Raw genomic sequence first — 20,735 nt, 5'->3', positions numbered from 1 at the left:
CGGCGCGCCGCGAAGGCGCCTTACTGCTTGATTCGCAGCGCCCTGGAGGGACAGGCGTTGACCGTGGCGCGCACGCGCTCGTCGTCGGCCCTGGCCGGTTCGATGACGAACTTGCCGTTTTCGACGCGGAAGACCTGCGGCAAGCTCTTCACGCAGTTGCCCGAGTGGATGCAGACCTTGGGGTCCCAGGTCACTTCAAGCGCCATCGTACCCACCTCCCGCAATTTTGCCGGCTGCCCGCGGATCGCGCCGCCACGTGCGCACGCCAGCACGGATCGCGGATTCCCTTTTCCCACGCATCTGCCATCGGCCGCAAGCACGCGGCCAGGCGCTTGCGCGGACCGCGGGGCGTTGCTATCGGAATGCGCTAAGATAGCCGGGCGCGCCAGCCGCCCCGGCGGCAGCGGGAGGAGGCAGCGCGCGATGGACGCACAGAGCGGCACCCCACAAAACCAGGTGATTGCGGCGCTCGCCTATGTCCTGGGGCTGGTGACCGGTATCGTCTTCCTCTACCTCGAACCGTACGACAGGGACGACTACGTCCGGTTCCACGCCCGCCAGTCGATCGCGTTTTCGGTCGCCTGGTTAGTGATCAACGTCATCTTTGGCGTCTTCATCGCGGTGCTGCCCTACTCGCTGGGCCGGCTGCTGGGCGGGCTGCAGGAGCTCGTCAACCTGGCGCTGGCCGTGATGTGGATTTTCCTGATGTGGAAGGCGCTCCGCGGCGAGCGTTACCGCATCCCCTACCTCGCCGACATCACCGACGGCTTCGCCGGCGCCTCTTGAATCGGCGCCCGGCGGCGCGTCTCAGCCGAGCTCGACGCTCTCCGCCTGCACGCCGTCGTGGGCGAAGCGAACGACGATGCGCGCGCGGGCGCTCTGCAGCGTAAGCGCCCACGCGCCCGGTCCGCGTATCGCGACGCTCACAGCGTCAAGCGGCCGGCCCGCAAATTCGCTGAGCGCCGCGTTGAGCGCCTCGACCGCCTCGGCCGCCGCGCGCCCGCGCGGAGTCTTCAGGTAGAGTGCGCGCAGCGAAAGCTCGGCGCCCGGGCCGTGCTCGCGGCGAACCCGTCCGCTGGTAAGCGCGGCTTCCACAAGCGCGCCGAACTGCTCCAGGAGCGGCGCGGGAACTTCCAGCGCGTCTATCGCGGCGGCCAGTTCGGCCCATCGGGCGCGCGCCGCCGGCTCGCGCGCGGCCTCGGCGAAGGCGGCGACCGGCGCGGCGAGCACCGCGCGCTCGAGCGTGTCGAGGGCCAGCGCCGACACCTGCCCCGCGGCTTTCATTGACGCCTTAGCCATCGCCGCCCTCGCCTGCGGGGGCGTTGCCGTCGTGACCATTTGCGCCGTTGCGCGCCGCACCGTCCTTTGCAACCGCGTGGTCGCGGCCAAGCAGCGCCGCCAGTTCGTGTTCGAAGCCGCCGGTTTCGATCGCGCAGTGCATCCCGCACTCCTTGGGCGCACCGCTCTCCCACCACCAGCGGCCCGAGCGCGGATCGGCGCCCGGCGCGACCGCGCGCGTGCACGGTGCGCATCCAATCGAGCGGAAGCCGCGGTCGTAGAGCGCGTTGTAGGGAACGTCGTGGCCGCGGATATAGTCCCAGACCTCTTCCTCGGTCCAGTCGGCGAGCGGGGCGAACTTCACGATCGCGCCGTGATCGTGGTCGATTTCGATCTTGCGAATATTAGAGCGTGTGGCCCACTGGTCGCGGCGCAGCCCGGTGACCCAGGCATCGAAGTTCATCAGTGCCCGCCGGAGCGGCAGCACCTTGCGCACCTGGCAACAGAGCAGGCGCAGGTTGACGTCGCGGTAGAAGAGATTGTTGCCGTGGCGCGTCACCATCGCCTCGACCACGCCGCTGTCGGGCGCGAAGACTTCCACGCGCACGCCGTAGCGCGCGCGGACCGCGTCGATCAGGTCGTGGGTCTCCTGCGGCTGGCGGCCGGTGTCGATCGTGAAGACGCGCACGCCAGGATCGATTCGCCATGCCATGTCGATCAGCGCCGAACCCTCGGCCTGAAAGCTCGAACAGATTCCGAGCCGGCCGCCGAAGCGCTCGAGCGCCCACTCCAGCACCTCCTGCGGCTCCTTGTCGTCCAGCTCGACGGCGGCCTCGCCCGCCTCCAATTCGTCCATCAGAATGTGTTCGCTCTCAGCTCGCATTATGATCCTCTCCCCCTTCCGGGCCCTCGCTTACTCCGCTTCTCTTCAGGGAAGGGGCCGGAAGTCAGGTCGCTGCGCTCTGCGAGTCGCCGTGCGGACGATCTGCCGCGCCAGCTCCCGTCGCCAGCGTGACCAGCTCGGCGTCGTCGAGCCGCCGGCAAAACGCGCTGAACGACTCGTCCGCCGCTCGCCTTGCTAGGTAGCCGCCAAACAGGCGCACGACGGTGTCCTCGACCGCGGCCGACGGCACGCGGCGCAAAAGCGGCTTGCCGATCGCGGCGTCGCGCCCCAGGCCGCCGCGCAGGATAACGTCGAAAGCCTCCAGCGGCTCGCCGTGCGCGCCGCGCCCGGTCGTGCCTTGCAAGCCGATATCGCCGGTCCAATGCTGTGCGCAGGCGTGCGGGCATCCGTCGAGGTTGAGCTTCAATCCCGCCGCCCGCTCGCCGAACTCCGCTACCAGTCGCCCGATGAGCGAATCGAGCTTGCTCTTGGTCGGAGTGACGGCGTAGTTGCAGTGCGGATCGCCGATACATCCAATCGACGAGGCGTAAAGCCCGTTGGCGTCGATCGGAAAGCCGATCTCGGCCACGCGCGCGATAACCTCGTCGAGCCCCTCCTTCGGGATCGACGTGAGGATGAAGTTCTGGCGACGGGTAAGCCGGATATCCCCGCCCAGGCTCTCGGCAACCTCGGCCAGCTCGATCATCTGCCCTCCGGTCATCATCCCCAGCCGTACCGGAAAGCCGGCGTAGAACCGGCCCGGCGTCTTTTGCTCATGGATGCCCATGTGGTCGCCGTCGGCACTGGGCGGATGCAACTCTGCAAGGTCCTCGAGCGGATGGCCGAGGCGCGCCTCGACCAGCCGGCGGAATTCCTCGACGCCGTAGTCGTCAATCATGAACTTCAGCCGCGCCTTGACCCGCGACATCCGGTACTCGGTGGTTGAACGCCAAACGTCGAGGATCGCGCGGAGTACCGCAAGCGCCTCCGACACCGGGACGAAGGCGCCCAGATGGCGCGAAAGGCGCGGTGTGGACGACAGTCCGCCGCCGACGCGCACTGCGAAGCCGTCATGTCCACCCTCGCGCGTACCCACCATCGCAACGCAGTTGATCTCGGGCGCGTTGCATTGCAGGGGACAGGCCGCGATCGTGATCTTGTGCTTGCGCGGCAAGTCCGAGTACTCGCGATTGCCGTAGAAGAACGCCGCCGCCTTGGCGATTAGCGCGGACGCGTCGAACAGCTCGGCGCGATCGACGCCCGCCACTGGACATCCGGTGATATTGCGCACGACGTCGCCGCATCCGCCCATGGTGGTCAGCCCCACCGCCTCCAGTTGCCTGAGAATCTCCGGGAAACGCTCCAACGCTACGTAATGGAGCTGGATGTTTTGGCGAGTGGTGAGCTCGCCCTGGCCGCGCGCGTGGCTCTCGGCTATTTCGCCGATCGTGCGCAGGCCGGCCGGGCTCAGGATCCCGCTCGGAATCTTGACCCGCATCATGAACGAGCCGACCTTCGGCTTGTCGTGATACAGGCCGAACCATTGCAGGCGTACGATGTCTTCTTCGGGCAAATGCTCGTAAGGCGTATCGACCAGCCGCTGCCACTGCCCGGCGAGCTCGGTCGGGAAAAGCTCGCGCTTGAGGCGCTCGACCGAGTTGCGCTTGAGCACAGTTTCCCAATTTGGCGGTTCGCGTCGCGGCATCGCTGCTCCTTTTGATCGACGAAGATGGAAAATGACTTATCAAATCATCTAAGTCAAATAATTAGATGACTAAATTGGTCAGCTATTTGACCAAACCCTCGCGCGTGCTAGAAAAGGTGCGGGTAAACAGCATGAAATTCGGCGTTGGGGTCGACTACTCGCTCAAGGCGCTGCTGATGCTGGCCGACAGATACCCGAGCGCGCAGCCGCTCCGGGTCGAAGAGATCGCCGCCGTGCAGGGGGTGCCGGAGAACTACCTGCGCCGGCTGCTGATCGAGCTCAAGCGCGGCGGGCTGGTGGTCAGCCAGAAGGGGCCGAGCGGCGGATACATGCTGGCGCGTCCGCCAGCGCGGATCACGATGGCCGACGTGGTCGAGATTATCGAGGGCGATTACACGCCGGTCGAATGTCTGGAAGAAGGCGCGAACTCGGTCTGCCCGCGCGACGGCGGGTGTGCGATGCGCGACGTATGGCGCGAGGTACGTGAGAGCGTGGTTGCGATTCTGCGCCGCGCAACGCTCCAGTCACTCGCAGAGCGGCGCAAATCCGCGCTGATGTATCAGATCTAAGGCGCATCGCAGCCGTCGCAGCGACGGCAGGGTGATCCTTCGCCTCCGGCTCAGGGTGACGACGTAAGAGACGCTTGTTTAGATATTCCAGGCGCAGCGAGGAATCTCGCCGTCCGCCCGCTCAGATGGCGTGCGCGCTTACGCCTTGCCGTAAACCGGAACGACCGCGCCAGAAGTTACCCGGCACTCCTCCGAGCAGAGGTAGGCGATGGTGCGCGCGATGTCCTCGGGCTTGACCCAGTTTTCGTGCTTCGCCTTGGGCATCGCCTTACGGTTGGCTTCGGTGTCGATCGTGCTCGGCGCGATCGCGTTGACCATGATGTTATCGGCAAGCACCTCTTCGGCGAGCGAGGCGGTGAAGGTCTTGATCGCGCCCTTGGCCACCGCGTAAGCGGTGAAATCGCCGGCGCCCATGAGCCCGCTGCGCGAGCTGACCGAAACGATCCGCCCCCATCCGTTGCGCTTCATAACCGGCACCACCGCGCGACAGCACAGGAACGTCGGCCTGAGGTTGAGGTCGAACATCGCCTGCCATTCGGCGAGCGTAGTCTCGGCAACCGGCTTGCCGCCCCAGAAGCCTCCGACCAGGTTGACCAGGACATCAATCCTGCCCCAGGCGCGAGCGAGCTCTTCGACCAGCGCCGCGACCTGCTCCTCGACCCCCACGTCGCACTTGCGGAGCATGATTTGCGAGGACGGGAAGCGGCCGCCGAGGCGCCGCTCAAGCAGCGGGACTTCGGCATCGATGATGTAAGGCACGGCGACGCGAGCGCCGGATACAAGGAAATGCTCTGTGACAGCGCGGCCCAACGCGCCCGAGCCGCCGGTAACGATCGCGACGCGGCCTCCGAGAAGTTGCATGGTCATGACCTCCTACCCGCCGCCCGGCCCAGGCAAGCGCGGCGCCCTTCGCGCATGCGCGGCCGCCCGCGCCTCATTGGCGCGGGCGGCTCACAGCGCTATTTCAGGTTGGAAGCGGCGAAGTCCCAGTTGACCAGGTTCCACCACGCCTCGACGTACTTGGCGCGCAGGTTGCGGTAGTCGATGTAGTAGGCGTGCTCCCATACGTCGCAGGTAAGGATCGGCGTGATCCCATGGGCGACCGGCGAGTCAGCGTCGTGGGTCGCGATAACGTCGAGTGCGCCATCGGCTTTCTGCACCAGCCAGGCCCATCCGCTGCCGAAATGGGTGGTGGCGGTATCGGAGAACTTCTTTTTGAACGCGGCGAAGTCGCCGAACGCCTTCTTGATTGCGTCGCCGACCTTGCCCCCAGGCTCGCCGCCGCCGCCCGGCTTCATCGAGGTCCAGTAAAAGCTGTGATTAAAGTGCTGGGCGGCGTTGTTGAACAGTCCGCCGGGGCCTGCGCCCTTGATGATCTCCTCGAGCCTGGCGTTCTCGAACTTGCCTCCCTTGATCAGGTTGTTGAGGTTGTTGACATAGGCGGCGTGATGTTTGCCGTGATGGAACTCAAGCGTCTCAGCGGAAATATGGGGCGCCAGCGCGTCCATCGCGTAGGGCAGCTTGGGCAGTTCAAAGGCCATCGTCGGGTACCTTCCTTTTAGAGGTTTTGCTTGCGGAGCCCGCCCCGGCCGCCGGCCGGGATCGCCGCGCACGCACAAGCCTCACGCGCGCAGCAAAGGTTCGCTTCTTAGATAACCCGCCCATCGCGCGAGTTGCAAGATTCGCTCGCGGGGAGTGCGTGCGGCCTTTTTTCCTTCGCTCTCCTGAGCCGCGGGCAAGGGTCTCGCCGCCCGTCGCTGCGACAGCCAGGACGTTTATCGACGTGACAGAAAATATCGCGCGGCAAGGAACTGCCGTGCGAGATGCTTCGCTTCCCTCAGGATGACAGAAGAGGGCCGACGCGCGGCTACATTTCGCGCCGGTTGGTCAGCGCGCTGGAGAGCGTGGCCGTATCGCTGTATTCGAGGTCGCCGCCGGCGGGCAGTCCGCGCGCGAGCCGCGTCGCCTTAACCCCCAACGGCTTGAGCAGGCGGGCGAGGTAGAGCGCCGTCGCCTCGCCCTCGACCGTCGCGTTGGTCGCGATTATTACTTCGCGCACCGCCGCCGGATTCTCCAGCCGCGCGAGCAGTTCCTTGATTTTGAGGTCGTCGGGGCCAACGCCGTCGAGCGGGGCGAGCGCGCCGTGCAGGACATGATAGACGCCGGCGAAGCTGCGCGCGCGTTCGATCGCCATCAGGTCGGCCGGCCCTTCGACCACGCAGATCACGTCGTGCTCGCGCGCCGGGTCCTCACAGATGCGGCATCGCGGCGCGTCGGAGAGCGCAAAGCACTCCGAGCACAGCCCCACCCGCTCCTTCATCTCGAGCAGCGCCTCGGCAAGCGCGATAACCTCGTCGCGCGGGCGGTTGAGCAGGTTGAAGGCCAGGCGCGAGGCGGTCTTCTCGCCGATCCCGGGCAGGCGCGAGAGCTCACGCACCAGCCGCATCATCGCGGGCGGCAACCCGTCTGCGCGCTTGAGGTTATTGTCGGCCATCGCCTCCGACGCGGCGGCTAGTCGCCGCCGCCGAACAGCCCCGGCAGTTTGAGTCCGGCCAGCGGCCCGAGCTTGCCCATCTCCTCGGCCACCATCTCCTGTGCGCGGCGTATCCCGTCGTTGACCGCAACCACGATCAGGTCCTGCATCATCGTCTTGTCGCCCGAGCCAACGAGGGCCGGATCGATCTCGACCGTGCGTACGCGCAGCGCGCCGTCAACCACCACACGCACCATCCCGCCGCCCGCCTGCGCCTCGACGGTCTTCGCCGCGGCCTCCTCCTGCACCTGTTTGAGCTTGTCCTGAAGCGCCTGCGCCTGGCGGAACAAGGCGGAAAGGTCGAAGTCGGCCACGGTATTACTCCTCCGAAGCGCGCCCCGGCGAGGCGGAGGCGGCTTCCTGCGTGTCTGGCGATTGCGTCGTGCCGGGCGCGGGCGCGGCGGCGGCCGGGCGCTCACGGATATCGACCAGGCGAGCGTGGAACTCGTCGAAGATTCGGCGCACAACGGGGTCGGCGTAGAGCGCCTGGCGGTCGATGGGGGCCGGGCGCGGCTGAGCCTCCGCCTCCACTTTCGCTGACGAAGGCAGCGCCTCTTCGCCGCGCGCCCTGCCGCCGATCTCCGGTGGACCGTCGGCGTCCGCGGCAACAGCGGTCGCCGCCCCGGCCGACGCCCGCCCCGCTGCCACCTCGGCAACTGGCGCGGTTGCGGCCGCCGCGGCGGCTGCGCCTGCTTCGCCGTCGAGCGACACCTCAACTCGCAGCTTGCGCCCGTAGAGCTCGGAGGCCAGCTCGGCGATCGCTCCGCGGTTGTCGCTGAGATAGCGGATGTAGATGTCGTTGCGCGGGATGACGCGCAAAACGTCGCCGTCGAGCGCTAGCGCGGCGCCCTGCTCCATGAAGCCGGCGAGCGCGGCGCGCCGCGCGCGGATAAAGTCGCGCAACTCGGGTAGGTCGGCGCCCGTCGGCGCCGCCACTGGCCGCGAGAAGGCCGCCGGTGGCGAACCGGCGAGCCGCGCGGCGCCCGGGGGCGTCGCGATCCCCGCCGCGGTGGCGGCCGACGCGCCGCGGCGCGGGGCGTCGGCCTTCACCTCGCCCTCGACGCGCAGCAGGCGCGCGCCGCCGGCCGGCAGCGCGGCGCCAGTCGGCTCCGGGGCGCGCGCCGAGACGGCGCGCGCCCCGGAGCCGCCGGAGGCGGCAGGGGGCGCGGCGGGCGGAATTCCGCCCGCCGCGCCCCCTGCCGCGCCCAGCGCACGCAGCAGCTCGTCGGCGTCCATCACCGGTGCCAGCGTCGCCATTCGCACCACCGCCATCTCCAACAACAGATCGGGATAGGGCGAACGCACGATCTGCTCCTGCGCGTCGGCCATCAGACGGAACAACCGCATCAGGTCGCGCCCGCTCGGCCGCTCGGCCATCCGGCGCAATTCAGCAGCCTCATGGTCGGCAATGTCGGCGAGCGGGTCGAGGTCGCCGCCCGTCGGCAGCTTGGCGACCGCCAGGTTGCGCAGCGTCTCGAGCAGGTCGCGCCCGAGCGCTTCGAGATTGGCGCCCGCCCGATGCTGCTCGCGGACCGCGGCGAGTGCCGCCGCCGCGTCCCGCTCGAGGATCGCCTGCGCCAGCTTGAACACCGTGCTGCGCCCCGCCACACCGAGCGAGGCGGCGATCGCGCTCTCGGTTATCTTGTCGCCGAGCGCGGCGATCGCGGTCTCGAGCATCCGTTCGGCGTCGCGCATACTGCCGCCGGCCTCGCGCGCGAGCAGGCGTATCGCGGACTCCTCGATTTCGACCCCCTCGCGCGCCGCCAGCTCGTTTAGCCGCGCCAGCGTCGTCGCCAGCGGGATGCGCCGGAAGTCGTAGCGCTGCAGCCGCGACAGGATCGTCTCGGGCATCTTCTGCGGCTCGGTCGTTGCCAGGATAAACTTGACGTGGGCGGGCGGCTCTTCGAGCGTCTTGAGCAGCGCGTTGAAGGCCTGGTCGGTGAGCTGATGGGCCTCGTCGATGATGTAGATCTTGAAACGGTCGCGCGCCGGGCGGTAGCTGAGGTTCTCGATGATCGCGCGCGCGTCGTCGATCTTGCGGTAGGTGGCGCCGTCGATCTCGACCACGTCAAGCGCGCGCCCCTCGCGGATTTCGACGCAGGCGGCGCACTCGCCGCATGGCTCGGGCGTCGGCCCCTTGGCGCAGTTGAGGCAGCGGGCGAGGATGCGCGCGGCGGTCGTCTTGCCCACCCCGCGAATGCCGGTGAAGAGGAAAGCGTGGGCGATTCTCCCGCTTTGCAGCGCCTGGCTGAGCGTGCGAGTGACGTGCTCCTGGCCAACCAGCTCGGCGAAGCGCTCTGGGCGCCATTTGCGCGCCAGCACCAGGTGCGATGAAGGGTCGAGAGCCATCAGAGGTTGCGGCAGCGGCCGCGCGCTGCCCGTCGAGTGATAGCTAGGCGCCCCTGCGGCACAGGGAGTGGACCGGTACCGTTGCTTCCTTCCGGACCTGGCGGGGTTCGCGGCCTTCCCTTGCGCAGGACCCAGCTATCCTCGGCGGGCAGCCCGTCGGCGCCTATCCGCTGAGGCTTCAATTAAATTCCCCCGCCGCCGGGGTTGCAACCACCGTCGACGACATCATACTCGACCGCGCGACCTGCACGGCAGGCACACCTGGATCCTGACCTTCAGCGCAGATTTTCAAACCCTGCCGCCTACGCCGCCACCTCCTCGGCCGGGTGGGCGGCGGCGCGCCGGAGTGCGACGCCCAGCCACACCCGCATCGAGTCGGCCAGGATTATCAGCACCACCGCGATGAACAGCACGGTCATCAGGGCGTCGATGCGGTCGTTCCACATCAGCCGCTCCATCGTGGCCGCCTGCGCGGCGCCGGTCGTCGGCAGCGCGCGCTGGGCGGCGAGCCCGGCGGCGTGGGCGAGGAAGCCGACGTTGGGCGCGGCGCTGAAAATCTTCTCGACCCCCGCGCTCATCGTGACCGCAACCAGCCAGACGAGCGGCGCCAGCGTGACCCATGCGTAGCGCCCCTTGCCCTGGCGCAGCATCGCCGAGGTCGCCACGCACAGCGCGATCGTCGCCAGCATCTGGTTGGCGATCCCGAACAGCGGCCACAGCGAGTTGATCCCGCCCAGCGGATCGATCGTGCCGAAGTACAGGAAATAGCCCCACGCGCCGACGATCAACGCCGAGGTCAGAAGGATATTCGGATAGGAGCCGGTATTGGCGAGCGCCGGATGGAGCTGGCCGAGCAGGTCCTGGAGCATGAAGCGCGCCACCCGCGTGCCGGCATCCAGCGTGCTCAGGATGAACAGCGCCTCGAACATGATCGCGAAGTGGTACCACAGCGCAATCACCGCCTCGCCGCCGAGCGAGTGCGCGAAAATGTGCGCCATCCCGACCGCCAGCGAGGGCGCGCCGCCGGTGCGCGCGTACAGCGTCTGCTCGCCGATCGCGGCCGCCAGCCGGTTCATCTCGGCGGCGCTGACCGGGAAGCCCCACGCCGAAATCTTCGCGCACGCCTGTGCGCCCGTTCCCACCACGCCCGCCGGCGCGTTGATCGCGAAATACACGCCGGGCTTGATGATGATCGCCGCGATCATCGCCATCACCGCGACGAACGACTCCATCATCATCGATCCGTAACCGACCATCCGCGCGTCGCCCTCGCGCTCGAGCATCTTGGGCGTGGTGCCCGACGAGATCAGCGAATGGAAGCCCGAGATCGCGCCGCAGGCGACCGTGATAAAAGCGAAGGGGAAGACCTTGCCGCCGAAGATCGGGCCGCTGCCGTCGGTGAAGCGGGTCAGCGCCGGCATCAGGGTCGGCGGATGCATCGCGACGATGCCGAGCGCGAGCGCCACGATAGTGCCGATCTTGATGAAGGCCGAGAGATAGTCGCGCGGCGCGAGCAGCAGCCAGATCGGCAGCACCGAGGCGGCGAAGCCGTAGCCGATGATCCACACCGCCAGATGCGGCGCGTCCATCGCGAAGTAGTGGCCCCAGCTCGCCTCGCCCACCCAGCGCCCGGCCACTACCGCGAGCAGGATGAGCGCGACGCCGATCACCGAGGCCTCGACGAAGCGGCCCGGCCGCAGATGGGTCATGTACACCCCGACCAGCATTGCGATCGGCACCGTCGCCGCCACCGTCGAGGTCGCCCACGTGCTATGCTTCATCGCGTTGATCACGACCAGGCCGAGCACGGCGATCAAGATCACCATGATCAGGAGCACGCCGACGAGCGCGACCAGCCCGCCCACGGGGCCGATCTCGTCGCGCGCCATCTTGCCCAGCGAACGACCGTCGCGCTTGAGCGAGTAGCCCAGAATTACGAAGTCCTGCACGCATCCGCCGAGCACGGCGCCGATCACGATCCACAGCGTCGAGGGCAAGTAGCCGAACTGCGCGGCGAGCACAGGGCCGACCAGCGGCCCGGGGCCGGCGATGGCGGCGAAGTGATGGCCGAAGGTGATCCAGCGCGGGGTCGGCACGTAGTCGCGCCCGTTGTTGAGCCGTACCGCCGGCGTCGGATGGGCGTCGTCGAGCTCGAGCACGCGTTCGGCGATAAAGCGCGAGTAGAAGCGGTAGCCGACGGCATAGATGCAGACCGCGGCGATGACGAACCAGAGCGCGCCCGGCTGCTCCTCGCCGCGCGCCAGCGCGATCAGCGCAAGGCCGGCGGCGCCGAGCGCGGCGACCGCGCTCCAGACCACGATGCGTAGTGTCTTCACGGCTCCCCCGTCGTAAAGAATCGACCCGGCATTTTGTGCAAGACTCTGTATAGCGCATCCGCGAGGCAAGCAAAGCGGCGGCGCAAAGGGCGGACGGCGTGATGAAACTTGAGCGGCTGGATCATTTCGGCATCGAGGTCACCGACCTTGGGCGCGCCGAGCGCTTCTACACCGAGGTCCTCGGCCTCAGCGTCGTCCGGCACCTGGGCGACCAGGTGCTGCTCGATTGCGGCGGGCAGAACCTTGCGCTCTTCCGTATCGCGCGCGCGCCGCTTGCCGCGGCCGAGCGCCGCGCGCGCATTGAGCATCCGCTTGGCCGCGGCCATCACGCATTCCGCGTAAGCCGCGCCGACTTCGCCGCCGCGCCCGCGCGGCTCGCCGCGGCGGGCGTCGAGTGCGCGCCGCCGATCGACTGGGGCGATCACGACTGCATGTACTTTCTCGATCCCGACGGCAACCTGCTCGAGATGGTGAGCTACCGCGATTGACCTCTTCCTATCCAGGAGCTTCGCATGCCTCCGCAAATGGCCCGCTTTAGCAACAGGTAATCCTCCAAGAAATTCTTACCCCCTTCCCTTGAAGAGGCCGGAAGTTAGGTTGTGTGGGGTTAGGAGAGTTTTTCTAGAATCGTCGAACCTCAGCGCTACGGCACCGTCGATTCCACCGTGGGCAGAAAACGCGCCTTGAACTCGTCGGTCGAGAGATGGGCGTGGCGCGCCAGCATCGAGAGCGCGGGCTCGTCGAAGTCGCGCGGCTCGAGCCGGATCATGTAGGAGCGCGCGACCTGGTAGGACTCGGTCGAGACGTCGACCAGGCGCACGCGGACGCGCCCGGTGGCGCCATCGACCAGGTCGCTGAACTCCACCGGCGTCACCCGCCCGCCCGCGATCGCGATGAGCGCGCCGGAGCCACCGCCCAGCAGATAGCGCACCGCGCCGTAGCCCAGCGTGCGCGTGTACTCGGCGTCGAACGGCAGCGGCTTGGCGCATCGCAGCTCGTAGCCGATGTCCTTGGCGACCACGGTCACGTCGATGCCGAGCTGCTTGAGCGCGGCGCGCACGCGGTCGCGCAGCACGATAGCGAGCGGGATGTCGGCGATGCTCAGGTGGCCGTAGGCGTCGGCCTGGGCGAGGGGCGAAGTGGGCAGGCTGCTCTTGTCCATGCGCTCGACGATGCCCTCGGCGATCACCGCGACGCCGTCGTCGCGCCCGCCCGCGCGCCGCTTGATGATCGCGCCGACGATCGTGTCAACGACCTGGCCGAGGTCAAAGCTCTCGCCGCGGAACTCCTCGGGAATTACCGCGAGCGTGGCGCCGGCCGATTTGCACATGCTGAGCGCGAGCGAGCCCGACTTGCGCCCCATCGAGACCGCCAGGTACCAGCGCCGGGTGGTGCGCGCGTCCTCCATCAGCGCCTCGATGATGCTGGCGCCGACGGTGCGCGCGGTTTCGAAGCCGAAGGTCGGCGCGTTTTCGGGCAGCGGGAGATCGTTGTCTATCGTCTTGGGCACGGTGGCGACGCCGAGCCTGCCGCGGGTGCGCTCGGCGATCTTGGCCGCGCCCCAAGTGGTGTCGTCGCCGCCGATGCATACCAGGTAGCGCACGCCGAGCGCCTCGAGCGCCGCGATCGCGCGGCTGAGCGTGGCCTCGTCGCGCGCGGGGTTGGTGCGCGAGGTGCGCAGGATCGAGCCGCCGTTGAAGTGGATGCGGCTGACCTGCTCGATGCCGAGTTCAACCGTGTGCGAGCCGTCGCCCTCGGCCAGCCATCGGTAGCCGTCCATCAGGCCGATCACGCGCAGGCCGCTTTTGATCGCCTCGATGGTGGCCGAGGCGATGACGCCGTTGATGCCGGGCGCGGGCCCGCCGCCGACCAGGATCGCGAGCGTCTCATGCTTGTTACCGCCGTGCTGCATTGCGGTACCTCGCCTAATGTGTTGACGCAGCCGCCGGAGCTCGCGCGGCGATTCGTCGGCGATGCGCGGGGCGGCGGCGCTGTTACCCAGATTCGCCGCGCGGCCGCGGCGGCTCAGCGCGCCGGCGCACCGTAGATCTCCATGATCTGGCCGAGCAGCCTGAGCGCCTCGGCGCGCGGGCGCTGGAAGGAGTTGCGGCCGATGATCGAGCCGAAGCCGCCGCCGGCCTTGATCGCGCGCACTTCATCGAGCAGCGTGGCGTCGTCGGTCTTGGGCCCGCCGGAAAAGATCACGATGCGCCGGCCGTCGAAGGCGCTCTGCACGACATGGCTGACCCGCGCGGCCAGCGGCTCGAGCGGCACGCGGGCGGCCTCGTAGGCCTTCTTCGCCTCGGCCTGTTCGAGGTGCGCGCTCGGCAGCTTGACCTTGATGATGTCGGCGCCGAGCTGCGCCGCGATCTGCGCCGCGTAGGCGACCACGTCGAGCGCGGTTTCGCCGTCGTGGCTGAGCCCCGAGCCGCGCGGATACGACCACACGACCACCGCCAGCCCGTGCGCCTTGGCCTCCTCGGCGATCCCCCGCAACTGCTCGTACATGCGCCCGCGCTGCGCGGAGCCCGGGTAGATGGTAAAGCCGACCGCGACGCATCCCAGGCGCAGCGCGTCGCGAACGCTGCCGGTCACCGCAGGCGCCGGGTCGCGCTCGTCGTACAGCAGGTCGTGGTTGTTGAGCTTGAGGATGAGCGGGATTTCGCCGGCGAACTCGGCCGCGCCGGCTTCCAGGAAGCCCAACGGCGCGGCGTAGGCGTTGCATCCGGCCTCGAGCGCGAGCGAGAAGTGGTAGCGCGGATCGTAGGCTGGCGGATTGGGCGCGAAGCTCCGCGCCGGGCCGTGTTCGAAGCCCTGGTCCACCGGCAGGATGACGAATCTGCCGGTGCCGGCGAGCCGGCCGTGATTGAGCATCCGCGCCAGGTTGGCGAGCACGCCCGGATTTTCGGAGCGGTAGAAATCCAAAATCTCCCTGACACGCCCGGTCATAACGTCCTCCGATCGTGATCACGGTCCGCGCCGGCTGCGGCGCCACTAGAGCATCTCCATCGCACAGTGCGCCGCGCCGCAAAGCGCTGCCGCCTCGTTGAGCGCAACGCGCACCGGAATCTTCGCCAGCATCTCGCTGAGCCGGCCCTTGGCCAGAAAGGCGCGCACAAATCCGCCCTCTGCCGCAGTCAGCATCGGCAGAATCCGCGGCGCGATGCCGCCGCCGACATACACCCCGCCCAGCGCGAGGTACTTGAGGGCGAGGTTGGCCGCCTCCGCGCCGTAAATCGCGACGAACATCTCGAGCGCCTCGACGCATCGCGCGTCGCGCCGCGCAAGCGCGGCCTCGCTTATCGCCGCGGCGGCATCTTCTCCGCCCGCCATCCGCTCGGCCAGCCATCGCGGCTCGGGCTCCGGGCCGCGCGCGCGCAGGAAGCGATAGATGTTGACGAGGCCGGGACCAGAGAGTACGCGCTCATAGCTTACGTGATCGAATTCGCGCGCGAGGAACTCCAGCAGCTCGGTTTGCAGGCGGTCGCGCGGCGCGAAGTCCACGTGCCCGCCCTCGGTCGCCACCGAACGCCACCGCCCGTCCTCGATGGGAAGCAGCGCCGACTCGCCGAGCCCGGTGCCCGCCGCGATCACCGCGATCGGGGCGCGCCCCGGGGCTGGTTCACCCGCCTGGAGCACGACGATCTCGCTTTCCTTCAGATAGAGCATCCCGTAAGCCGTGGCTTCGAGATCGTTGATCAGCCGCGCGCCGGACACCCCGAGCACGCGCGCGAGCGCCCGCTCTTCCATCGTCCACGGCACGTTGACCGGACGTGCAATCCCGCCGATCACCGGCCCCGGCACGCCGAAGCAGGCGGCGTCGATCGTCGCGCGTCCGCCGAGAAAATCGGCGAGCGTGTCTTCGAGGCTCTTGAAATCGCGCGTCGGGAAAATCCGGTCGCGCACGATTTCGGGCTTGCCGCCGGCGACGCGGTACAGGCCGAGATGGATCTTGGTGCCGCCGACGTCGCCTGCCAACACCGTCGCCGTGGCCCGCGCCGCCATCGTCGTCAGCCCTCCGTCATCGTCCGCAACTTCGCGTCCCGCTACAACGTGCGCCACGCGCGTCCGTCCGCCGCGATCATCAACGCGCTCTCCACCGGACCCCACGAGCCGGCGGCGTAAAGGTACGGCTCGCTCGGCGCGCCCTCCCAGGCGTCGAGGATGTGCTGGATGAAGCGCCAGGCGGCCTCCACCGTGTCGCGCCGCATGAACAGCGTCTGGTCGCCGAGCATCACGTCGCGCAGCAGAGTCTCATAGGCCTCGGGCGAGGCCGCAAGGTAGTGGAAATCGACCTTGACTGGCGCAAGGCGTAATTGCGCGCCGGGCACCTTGGAGATGATGTGCACCGAGAGCCCCTCGTCGGGCTGGATGCGGATGGTGAGCCGGTTGGCCTCCAGCGGCGGATGCGCCTTGGCGTTGTAGAGCACGCGCGGCACGCTGTTGAACTGGATCGCGATCTCGCTCGCCCGCTTGGGGAGCCGCTTGCCGGTGCGCAGATAAAACGGCACTCCGGCCCATCGCCAGTTCTCGAGATAGCACTTGAGCGCGACGAACGTCTCCACCGTGGAGTCGGGCGCGACATGCTCTTCGGCGCGGTAAGCCTTGACCTTGTCGCCGTCCACCAGCCCCTCGCCGTACTGCCCGCGCACCACCCAGCGCGCGACTTCCTCGGCGTCGGGCGCCCGCAGCGAGCGCAGGACTTCGAGCTTGGCGTCGCGCACGGCGTCGGCCTCGGTGGTGCGCGGCGGCTCCATCGCGATCATCGTCAGCACCTGGAGCAGATGGCTCTGGACCATGTCACGCAACGCGCCGGCCTGCTCGTAGTAGGCGGCGCGGGTGCCGACGCCCTCGCTCTCGGCGACTGTTACCTGGACGTGGTCGATGAAGCGCGCATTCCACAACGGCTCGAAAATCGCGTTGGCGAAGCGCAGCACCATCAGGTTCTCCACTGTCTCCTTGCCGAGATAGTGGTCGATGCGGAAGGTCTGGCTCTCGTGAAAGTAGCGCGCGAGGCGGCTGTTGATCTCGGCCGCGCTCTGGAGGTCGTGGCCGATCGGCTTTTCGACCACGACGCGGGTGAACGCGCCGCGCTCCTCGGGCCGACGAATCATCCCGGCGCCGCCTAGCCCTTCGCAGCAGGCATCGATAAAGCCGGGCGGGATCGCGAAGTAGAAGACCCGGTTGCCACCTGCGCCGACGGCCTTGTCAAGTTCGTCGAGCCGCGCCTTAAGCGTCTGAAAATCGGCCGCCTGATCGAAGCGTCCGCGCACGAAATGGAGCAGCGGCGCGAACTTCTGCCACTGGGCCGCGTCTAGCGGGCGGCGCGAAAATTTCTCGATTCCGCCGCGCGCCCATTGGCGGTAGCGCTCGTCGTCGAGCTCCTCCAGCGAGAAGGCGACGATGGCGATCCGCTCGGGGAGACCGCGATCGACGCTGAGGTTGTAGAGCGCGGGCAGGAGTTTGCGATGGCTGAGGTCGCCCGCGCCGCCGAAGATCACCACCAGGCACGGCGGCGCTTGTCCTGCCGCGTGCGGTGCGCCCAATTCGATCGTCTGCGGCATCGGAGGTCCGCCTTTCATGCGGGCGCGGCGTGCGCCGAGGGCCGTCCGCCCCCGCCTCGCGTGCGGGGGCGGAGGCTCGCTCTTTTGAGGCTAACGAAATCCGCGCAGCGTTCCTAGGGTTCGCCGCTCCGTTATTCGCGCGCGGGCGGGCGCCGAGGTCCGCCTCGGGAGAATGAAAATGCGGCGCGCCCGGTATCACGCCGCGGCAGAGAACACGAAGCGCGTGCCGACGCTGTTCTGCACAAAAGCCTCGGGAAACTCGCGCGCGATAAGATGCGTCGCGCGCCAACCGGTGCAATGCGCGGGCACGATCATCGCCGGCGCGAGCGCCCGCAGCGCGGCGACCGTCGGCGCCACCGCGGGCTCAAACAGCGGGCCCGAGAGATGGAAGCCGCCGATGATCGCGTGCACGCGCTCGACGCCGCTCAGAATCTGCGCCTGGCGCACCGTGTTGATCACTCCCGCATGGCCGCATCCGGTGAGTACGACCAGCCCCTTGCCGCGCACGTTGACCACCAGCGCCTGGTCGTCGTGGATATACGGATCGGGCTTCCACGCTTTGCCGACCTTGGCGAAATGAAGCGGGAAGCCGGTCTCGAAGTCGGTGGTGCGATGGATCTGGCCGGTGATCATCACGAGGTTGCCGAGCAGGTAGGAAGGGCCGCGCTCCTCGATGAGCTCGACGCCGTCGTGGCGCAGCACGCGTGCGTCGGGCGGCGGCAGGCGCGTCTCGTGGCCATCGGGCAGGACCACCTTGCGCTCGAGCAGGGCGTCGGGATGGAGCAGCAAGGGCATCCGCCGCCCGCCCAGCCGGCGCACCATCCCGGCCAGCCCGTTGGTGTGGTCGGCGTGTCCGTGGCTGAGCGCGATCGCATGCATCTCGGCGGGCTTGAGCTCGAGCACGTCGAGATTGTGCATCAGGCCGTCGCGGCTGAGCCCCGCATCGAACAGCAGGGACTCCGCGCCGCCGGCGCCGCTGACCTTGACCACCGCAGCGAAGCCGTGCTCGGCGCGCAGCACCTTGGCGCCGAACCTGGGCCCCAGGTTGACGCGGCGCACGCCCGCGCCGGAGGGCAGCAGCATGTCGCAGGTGTTGTCGAGAACGGTCGTGATTTCGACCATTTCGGCTTCTTTGAGCGAAAGCGGTTCTTCGGCCATGGTTGATGCTCCGTCGAGGCAGCCGCGTCAGCCGCCGCTGTTGATGCGGCCCTTCACTTTCCGAGATAGCGGCGTAGAAAAGCGAGCGTGGTCAGCCACGGGTCGCCGCGCGGCAACATCCCGAAGCCGTGCCCCTTGCCCGGATAGATGTGCATCTCGTGCGGACGGCCGCGCGCCGTGAGAATCGCGTCGAGCGCATGCGCGTAGCGCACCGGCACCGAGCGATCGTCGGCGCCGTGCATGATCAGTGTGGGCGGCATGTTTGCGGCCAGCCGGGCGTAGCCTGCCGGCATCCCGCCGTAGTACTCGACCACCGCCGCCAGCCGTTCGCCCTCCGTTGCGCCGGTCGCCAGCGCGAGGAACGCGCCGAGCGAGTGGCCGATGATCGCGATGCGGCCGTGAACGATCGCCGGATCGTGGTCCAGCATGTCCAGTGCGCTCGCGATCTCCTGCGTCCAGGTCGCGAAGTTGGCGTTGACCCACGGAGCAAAACGCCGCCCGCCGGCCGGCGGATCCCCCGGATGCGCGGGTCCAGCCTGGCTGTAGTATTCGACGAACATCGTGTAGTAGCCGGCCGCCGCCAACGCGCGGCATGTCGCCGCGAACGCCGCGTTGCCCGCGCCGCGCGGCACCGCGCCATGGAGCAGGATGACCGCCGGATGGGCGCCGGCGCCCGCGGGAGCGCAGTAGAAATCCTCGACCGGCTTGCCGTCGGACAAAAATTGCCCCTGTTGCACGGCGATCGACCGGGCTGTGCCTTGAGCCGGAGTTTCCGCGGCCGGCGCGGCCACGGCGCGCGCCAGCACCGCGGCGACCAGCGCCAAGCTCAGCAACGCGCATGCGGCGGCCCTGGCGCGCTCAGGCGCGTGCGGCAAAACGGGGCTTGCGCTTTTCGACGAACGCGCGGGCGCCCTCGGCGAGGTAACCCGCGCGCACGCACAGCGCCTGGTTGCGATCCTCCATCGCGATCGCCTGCTCGATCCCGGCCGCATCGACGTTGGCGTGAATGCACTCCTTGGTCAGGCTGAGCCCCAGCGGCGAGGTTTCGGCCATCTCGCGCGCGAGCCGCCCGGCGGCGGCGTCGACTTCGGCATCGGGCACAACCTCCGAAACCAGGCGCGTGTGCAACGCGCGCTGGGCGTCGATAAAGCGGCCGGTCAGCAGCAGCTCGCACGCGACCGAGGTACCCACCGCGCGCGGCAGCGTGTAGCTGATCCCCATATCACAGCCGCTCAGCCCGATGCGGATGAAGGCCGCGTTGAAGCGCGCCGACGCGCCGGCCACTCGCACCTCGGCCGCCATCGCGAGCGCGAAGCCGCCGCCGCTGGCCGGTCCGCGCACGGCCGCGATGAACGGCTGCGGCAACCGGCGCATCGCGATCACCAGGTTGCTGATCCGGCGCTGGACCTCGAGCGTGGCGCTGGTGGAACCGCCCAGCGAATCGTCGCCCGGGCGGCCGCCGCTGTGCTCCTTGAGGTCGAGTCCGGCGCAGAACGCGCGCCCGGCGCCGCGCATAACGACCACGCGAGTATTGCGGTCGGCGGCCAGCCGGCCGAAGTAGTCGTGCAGCTCCTCCACCATCGCCGAGTTAAGCGCGTTGAGCGAGCGCGGCCGGTTGAGCGTAAGCCATGCGATCGCTCCTTCGTCTTTGACCTCGATCATCTCGTACGCCATCGCGTTGCCACCCGTGTCGCGAAGAGGTTGGGCGCAGGCCGCTGCTGGCCCGTGCGCCCCTCAAGTTAGCCGAAGGGCGTGCCGGCGCGCCAACCGTCGCAGGCCCGACCGGAGCGGGCGGCGCAGAACATTTTTCGCTTCCCGTCGCTCAACGATTAGCGGGCTAAATCACCTCAAAAACGACCTAAAGATGCCTCTGCGCAGTTGCAGGCTAAAGTTCTGATGCGCGCTTCAAAGCGGCTTCAATCAGAAGTTGCTTGACTCGCCTAATTCTGCGGCAGAGGCTGTGCTTACGAAGTTGCGGCTCCGCATGAGCGCGCTGGCAAAGGGGGTTTGCCACTGAGGAAGAGCCAACATATGGCGCAAGCAGACCAGATCTTCACGATCAAAGAACTGTCCGAGCACCTGCGCGTCCATCCGACCACCATCTATCGCCTGCTCAGGCAAGGTCGGCTGCCCGGCTTCCGCGTCGGCAGCAACTGGCGGTTCAGTCGTGAAGCGATCGAACAGTGGGAGCGCGAACAGGCCGGCCGCGCCGCCGGCGTTCCGCCTCGCCGCCGGGCGCGCCGCGCCCGCCGTCGCGCCCGTCGTTAGAGACCTTCCGGGCCAACCAAACTTGCGGACGTATTCCTGCGTCGGCCGGCGCAGTGATGTGGTATTGAACGTTTTACGGCCGATGCTCCGCG

General features: G+C 68.3%; 21 protein-coding genes and 1 other RNA gene. 4 read left to right on the top strand and 18 right to left on the bottom strand.

All coding sequences use genetic code 11. From position 1 onward, the window contains the following. Window positions 1–20: 20 nt before the first annotated feature. A complete protein-coding gene (locus tag VFB33_11230) occupies window positions 21–206 on the bottom strand; it encodes a (4Fe-4S)-binding protein (protein HZO82254.1) in 186 nt (61 codons plus the stop codon). Between the two features lie 217 nt (window positions 207–423). Here VFB33_11230 and VFB33_11225 point away from each other — a divergent pair, with 217 nt between their 5' ends. After that, window positions 424–786 carry a DUF4870 domain-containing protein gene (locus tag VFB33_11225; GenBank protein HZO82253.1) on the top strand — a complete coding sequence of 121 codons (363 nt, stop codon included), beginning with the start codon at window positions 424–426 and terminating at the stop codon, window positions 784–786. A 21-nt stretch (window positions 787–807) separates the two neighbouring features. On the opposite strand, the gene VFB33_11220 is transcribed toward VFB33_11225, so the two are convergent. From VFB33_11220 to VFB33_11210, 3 genes are all read right to left on the bottom strand, one after another. Beyond that, complete coding sequence (locus VFB33_11220) at window positions 808–1,299, bottom strand: hypothetical protein (GenBank protein ID HZO82252.1); 492 nt, start codon at window positions 1,297–1,299, stop codon at window positions 808–810. Beyond that, window positions 1,292–2,161, bottom strand: a complete 870-nt coding sequence (locus VFB33_11215; GenBank protein ID HZO82251.1) for a phosphoadenylyl-sulfate reductase — start codon at window positions 2,159–2,161, stop codon at window positions 1,292–1,294. The genes VFB33_11220 and VFB33_11215 overlap by 8 nt, the downstream gene beginning before the upstream one ends. Before the next feature lie 64 nt (window positions 2,162–2,225). After that, window positions 2,226–3,866, bottom strand: a complete 1,641-nt coding sequence (locus VFB33_11210; GenBank protein HZO82250.1) for a nitrite/sulfite reductase — start codon at window positions 3,864–3,866, stop codon at window positions 2,226–2,228. A gap of 131 nt (window positions 3,867–3,997) precedes the next feature. Here VFB33_11210 and VFB33_11205 point away from each other — a divergent pair, with 131 nt between their 5' ends. Next, entirely contained in the window at window positions 3,998–4,435 is a 438-nt protein-coding gene (locus VFB33_11205) for an Rrf2 family transcriptional regulator (protein HZO82249.1), read from the top strand. A gap of 138 nt (window positions 4,436–4,573) precedes the next feature. Here VFB33_11205 and VFB33_11200 read toward each other — a convergent pair whose 3' ends face one another. The 7 genes from VFB33_11200 to VFB33_11170 form a co-directional block, all read right to left on the bottom strand. Next, entirely contained in the window at window positions 4,574–5,296 is a 723-nt protein-coding gene (locus VFB33_11200) for an SDR family NAD(P)-dependent oxidoreductase (GenBank protein HZO82248.1), read from the bottom strand. A gap of 98 nt (window positions 5,297–5,394) precedes the next feature. After that, a complete protein-coding gene (locus VFB33_11195; GenBank protein HZO82247.1) occupies window positions 5,395–5,976 on the bottom strand; it encodes a superoxide dismutase in 582 nt (193 codons plus the stop codon). Between the two features lie 326 nt (window positions 5,977–6,302). After that, window positions 6,303–6,929, bottom strand: coding sequence for a recombination mediator RecR (recR, locus tag VFB33_11190; GenBank protein HZO82246.1), 627 nt, complete (start codon window positions 6,927–6,929; stop codon window positions 6,303–6,305). 17 nt (window positions 6,930–6,946) lie between these two features. Next, window positions 6,947–7,282, bottom strand: a complete 336-nt coding sequence (locus VFB33_11185; GenBank protein ID HZO82245.1) for a YbaB/EbfC family nucleoid-associated protein — start codon at window positions 7,280–7,282, stop codon at window positions 6,947–6,949. 4 nt (window positions 7,283–7,286) lie between these two features. Continuing rightward, window positions 7,287–9,317 carry a DNA polymerase III subunit gamma/tau gene (dnaX, locus tag VFB33_11180; GenBank protein ID HZO82244.1) on the bottom strand — a complete coding sequence of 677 codons (2,031 nt, stop codon included), beginning with the start codon at window positions 9,315–9,317 and terminating at the stop codon, window positions 7,287–7,289. A 38-nt stretch (window positions 9,318–9,355) separates the two neighbouring features. After that, window positions 9,356–9,454, bottom strand: an RNA gene (ffs, locus tag VFB33_11175) — signal recognition particle sRNA small type. Between the two features lie 165 nt (window positions 9,455–9,619). Continuing rightward, window positions 9,620–11,653 (bottom strand): carbon starvation CstA family protein, encoded by a 2,034-nt coding sequence (locus VFB33_11170; GenBank protein HZO82243.1) that lies wholly within the window; start codon window positions 11,651–11,653, stop codon window positions 9,620–9,622. A 101-nt stretch (window positions 11,654–11,754) separates the two neighbouring features. Here VFB33_11170 and VFB33_11165 point away from each other — a divergent pair, with 101 nt between their 5' ends. Then, window positions 11,755–12,141, top strand: a complete 387-nt coding sequence (locus VFB33_11165; GenBank protein HZO82242.1) for a VOC family protein — start codon at window positions 11,755–11,757, stop codon at window positions 12,139–12,141. Between the two features lie 155 nt (window positions 12,142–12,296). Here VFB33_11165 and pfp read toward each other — a convergent pair whose 3' ends face one another. The 7 genes from pfp to VFB33_11130 form a co-directional block, all read right to left on the bottom strand. Then, window positions 12,297–13,565 (bottom strand): diphosphate--fructose-6-phosphate 1-phosphotransferase, encoded by a 1,269-nt coding sequence (gene pfp / locus VFB33_11160; protein ID HZO82241.1) that lies wholly within the window; start codon window positions 13,563–13,565, stop codon window positions 12,297–12,299. A gap of 113 nt (window positions 13,566–13,678) precedes the next feature. Further along, window positions 13,679–14,602 (bottom strand): class I fructose-bisphosphate aldolase, encoded by a 924-nt coding sequence (locus tag VFB33_11155; protein ID HZO82240.1) that lies wholly within the window; start codon window positions 14,600–14,602, stop codon window positions 13,679–13,681. A 45-nt stretch (window positions 14,603–14,647) separates the two neighbouring features. Next, window positions 14,648–15,658 carry a glucokinase gene (glk, locus tag VFB33_11150; GenBank protein HZO82239.1) on the bottom strand — a complete coding sequence of 337 codons (1,011 nt, stop codon included), beginning with the start codon at window positions 15,656–15,658 and terminating at the stop codon, window positions 14,648–14,650. Between the two features lie 41 nt (window positions 15,659–15,699). Then, entirely contained in the window at window positions 15,700–17,217 is a 1,518-nt protein-coding gene (zwf, locus tag VFB33_11145; GenBank protein ID HZO82238.1) for a glucose-6-phosphate dehydrogenase, read from the bottom strand. A 195-nt stretch (window positions 17,218–17,412) separates the two neighbouring features. Beyond that, window positions 17,413–18,375 (bottom strand): MBL fold metallo-hydrolase, encoded by a 963-nt coding sequence (locus VFB33_11140; GenBank protein ID HZO82237.1) that lies wholly within the window; start codon window positions 18,373–18,375, stop codon window positions 17,413–17,415. A 53-nt stretch (window positions 18,376–18,428) separates the two neighbouring features. Continuing rightward, on the bottom strand, window positions 18,429–19,094 hold the full coding sequence (locus VFB33_11135; GenBank protein HZO82236.1) for a dienelactone hydrolase family protein: 666 nt from the start codon (window positions 19,092–19,094) through the stop codon (window positions 18,429–18,431). A gap of 139 nt (window positions 19,095–19,233) precedes the next feature. Further along, on the bottom strand, window positions 19,234–20,049 hold the full coding sequence (locus VFB33_11130; protein ID HZO82235.1) for an enoyl-CoA hydratase-related protein: 816 nt from the start codon (window positions 20,047–20,049) through the stop codon (window positions 19,234–19,236). A gap of 357 nt (window positions 20,050–20,406) precedes the next feature. On the opposite strand from VFB33_11130, the gene VFB33_11125 reads away from it, so the two are divergent. Then, window positions 20,407–20,643, top strand: a complete 237-nt coding sequence (locus VFB33_11125; protein ID HZO82234.1) for a helix-turn-helix domain-containing protein — start codon at window positions 20,407–20,409, stop codon at window positions 20,641–20,643. The last annotated feature ends 92 nt before the right edge of the window (window positions 20,644–20,735 follow it).

This window comes from Candidatus Binataceae bacterium, assembly GCA_035650475.1.
Lineage (GTDB): Bacteria > Desulfobacterota > Binatia > Binatales > Binataceae > JAKAVN01.
Note: the sequence above shows the minus strand (reverse complement) of the source record. Positions and strands in the feature narration are given on the sequence as shown.

What these genes read in the sequence shown, in the direction of transcription:
- dnaX (HZO82244.1), bottom strand. Translation starts at nt 9,317, where the DNA reads ATGGCTCTCGACCCTTCATCGCACCTGGTGCTGGCGCGCAAATGGCGC.
- VFB33_11130 (HZO82235.1), bottom strand. Translation starts at nt 20,049, where the DNA reads ATGGCGTACGAGATGATCGAGGTCAAAGACGAAGGAGCGATCGCATGG.
- VFB33_11230 (HZO82254.1), bottom strand. Translation starts at nt 206, where the DNA reads ATGGCGCTTGAAGTGACCTGGGACCCCAAGGTCTGCATCCACTCGGGC.
- VFB33_11125 (HZO82234.1), top strand. Translation starts at nt 20,407, where the DNA reads ATGGCGCAAGCAGACCAGATCTTCACGATCAAAGAACTGTCCGAGCAC.
- VFB33_11215 (HZO82251.1), bottom strand. Translation starts at nt 2,161, where the DNA reads ATGCGAGCTGAGAGCGAACACATTCTGATGGACGAATTGGAGGCGGGC.
- VFB33_11165 (HZO82242.1), top strand. Translation starts at nt 11,755, where the DNA reads ATGAAACTTGAGCGGCTGGATCATTTCGGCATCGAGGTCACCGACCTT.
- VFB33_11220 (HZO82252.1), bottom strand. Translation starts at nt 1,299, where the DNA reads ATGGCTAAGGCGTCAATGAAAGCCGCGGGGCAGGTGTCGGCGCTGGCC.
- VFB33_11140 (HZO82237.1), bottom strand. Translation starts at nt 18,375, where the DNA reads ATGGCCGAAGAACCGCTTTCGCTCAAAGAAGCCGAAATGGTCGAAATC.
- VFB33_11200 (HZO82248.1), bottom strand. Translation starts at nt 5,296, where the DNA reads ATGCAACTTCTCGGAGGCCGCGTCGCGATCGTTACCGGCGGCTCGGGC.
- glk (HZO82239.1), bottom strand. Translation starts at nt 15,658, where the DNA reads ATGGCGGCGCGGGCCACGGCGACGGTGTTGGCAGGCGACGTCGGCGGC.
- VFB33_11195 (HZO82247.1), bottom strand. Translation starts at nt 5,976, where the DNA reads ATGGCCTTTGAACTGCCCAAGCTGCCCTACGCGATGGACGCGCTGGCG.
- VFB33_11210 (HZO82250.1), bottom strand. Translation starts at nt 3,866, where the DNA reads ATGCCGCGACGCGAACCGCCAAATTGGGAAACTGTGCTCAAGCGCAAC.
- recR (HZO82246.1), bottom strand. Translation starts at nt 6,929, where the DNA reads ATGGCCGACAATAACCTCAAGCGCGCAGACGGGTTGCCGCCCGCGATG.
- VFB33_11155 (HZO82240.1), bottom strand. Translation starts at nt 14,602, where the DNA reads ATGACCGGGCGTGTCAGGGAGATTTTGGATTTCTACCGCTCCGAAAAT.
- zwf (HZO82238.1), bottom strand. Translation starts at nt 17,217, where the DNA reads ATGCCGCAGACGATCGAATTGGGCGCACCGCACGCGGCAGGACAAGCG.
- VFB33_11205 (HZO82249.1), top strand. Translation starts at nt 3,998, where the DNA reads ATGAAATTCGGCGTTGGGGTCGACTACTCGCTCAAGGCGCTGCTGATG.
- pfp (HZO82241.1), bottom strand. Translation starts at nt 13,565, where the DNA reads ATGCAGCACGGCGGTAACAAGCATGAGACGCTCGCGATCCTGGTCGGC.
- VFB33_11225 (HZO82253.1), top strand. Translation starts at nt 424, where the DNA reads ATGGACGCACAGAGCGGCACCCCACAAAACCAGGTGATTGCGGCGCTC.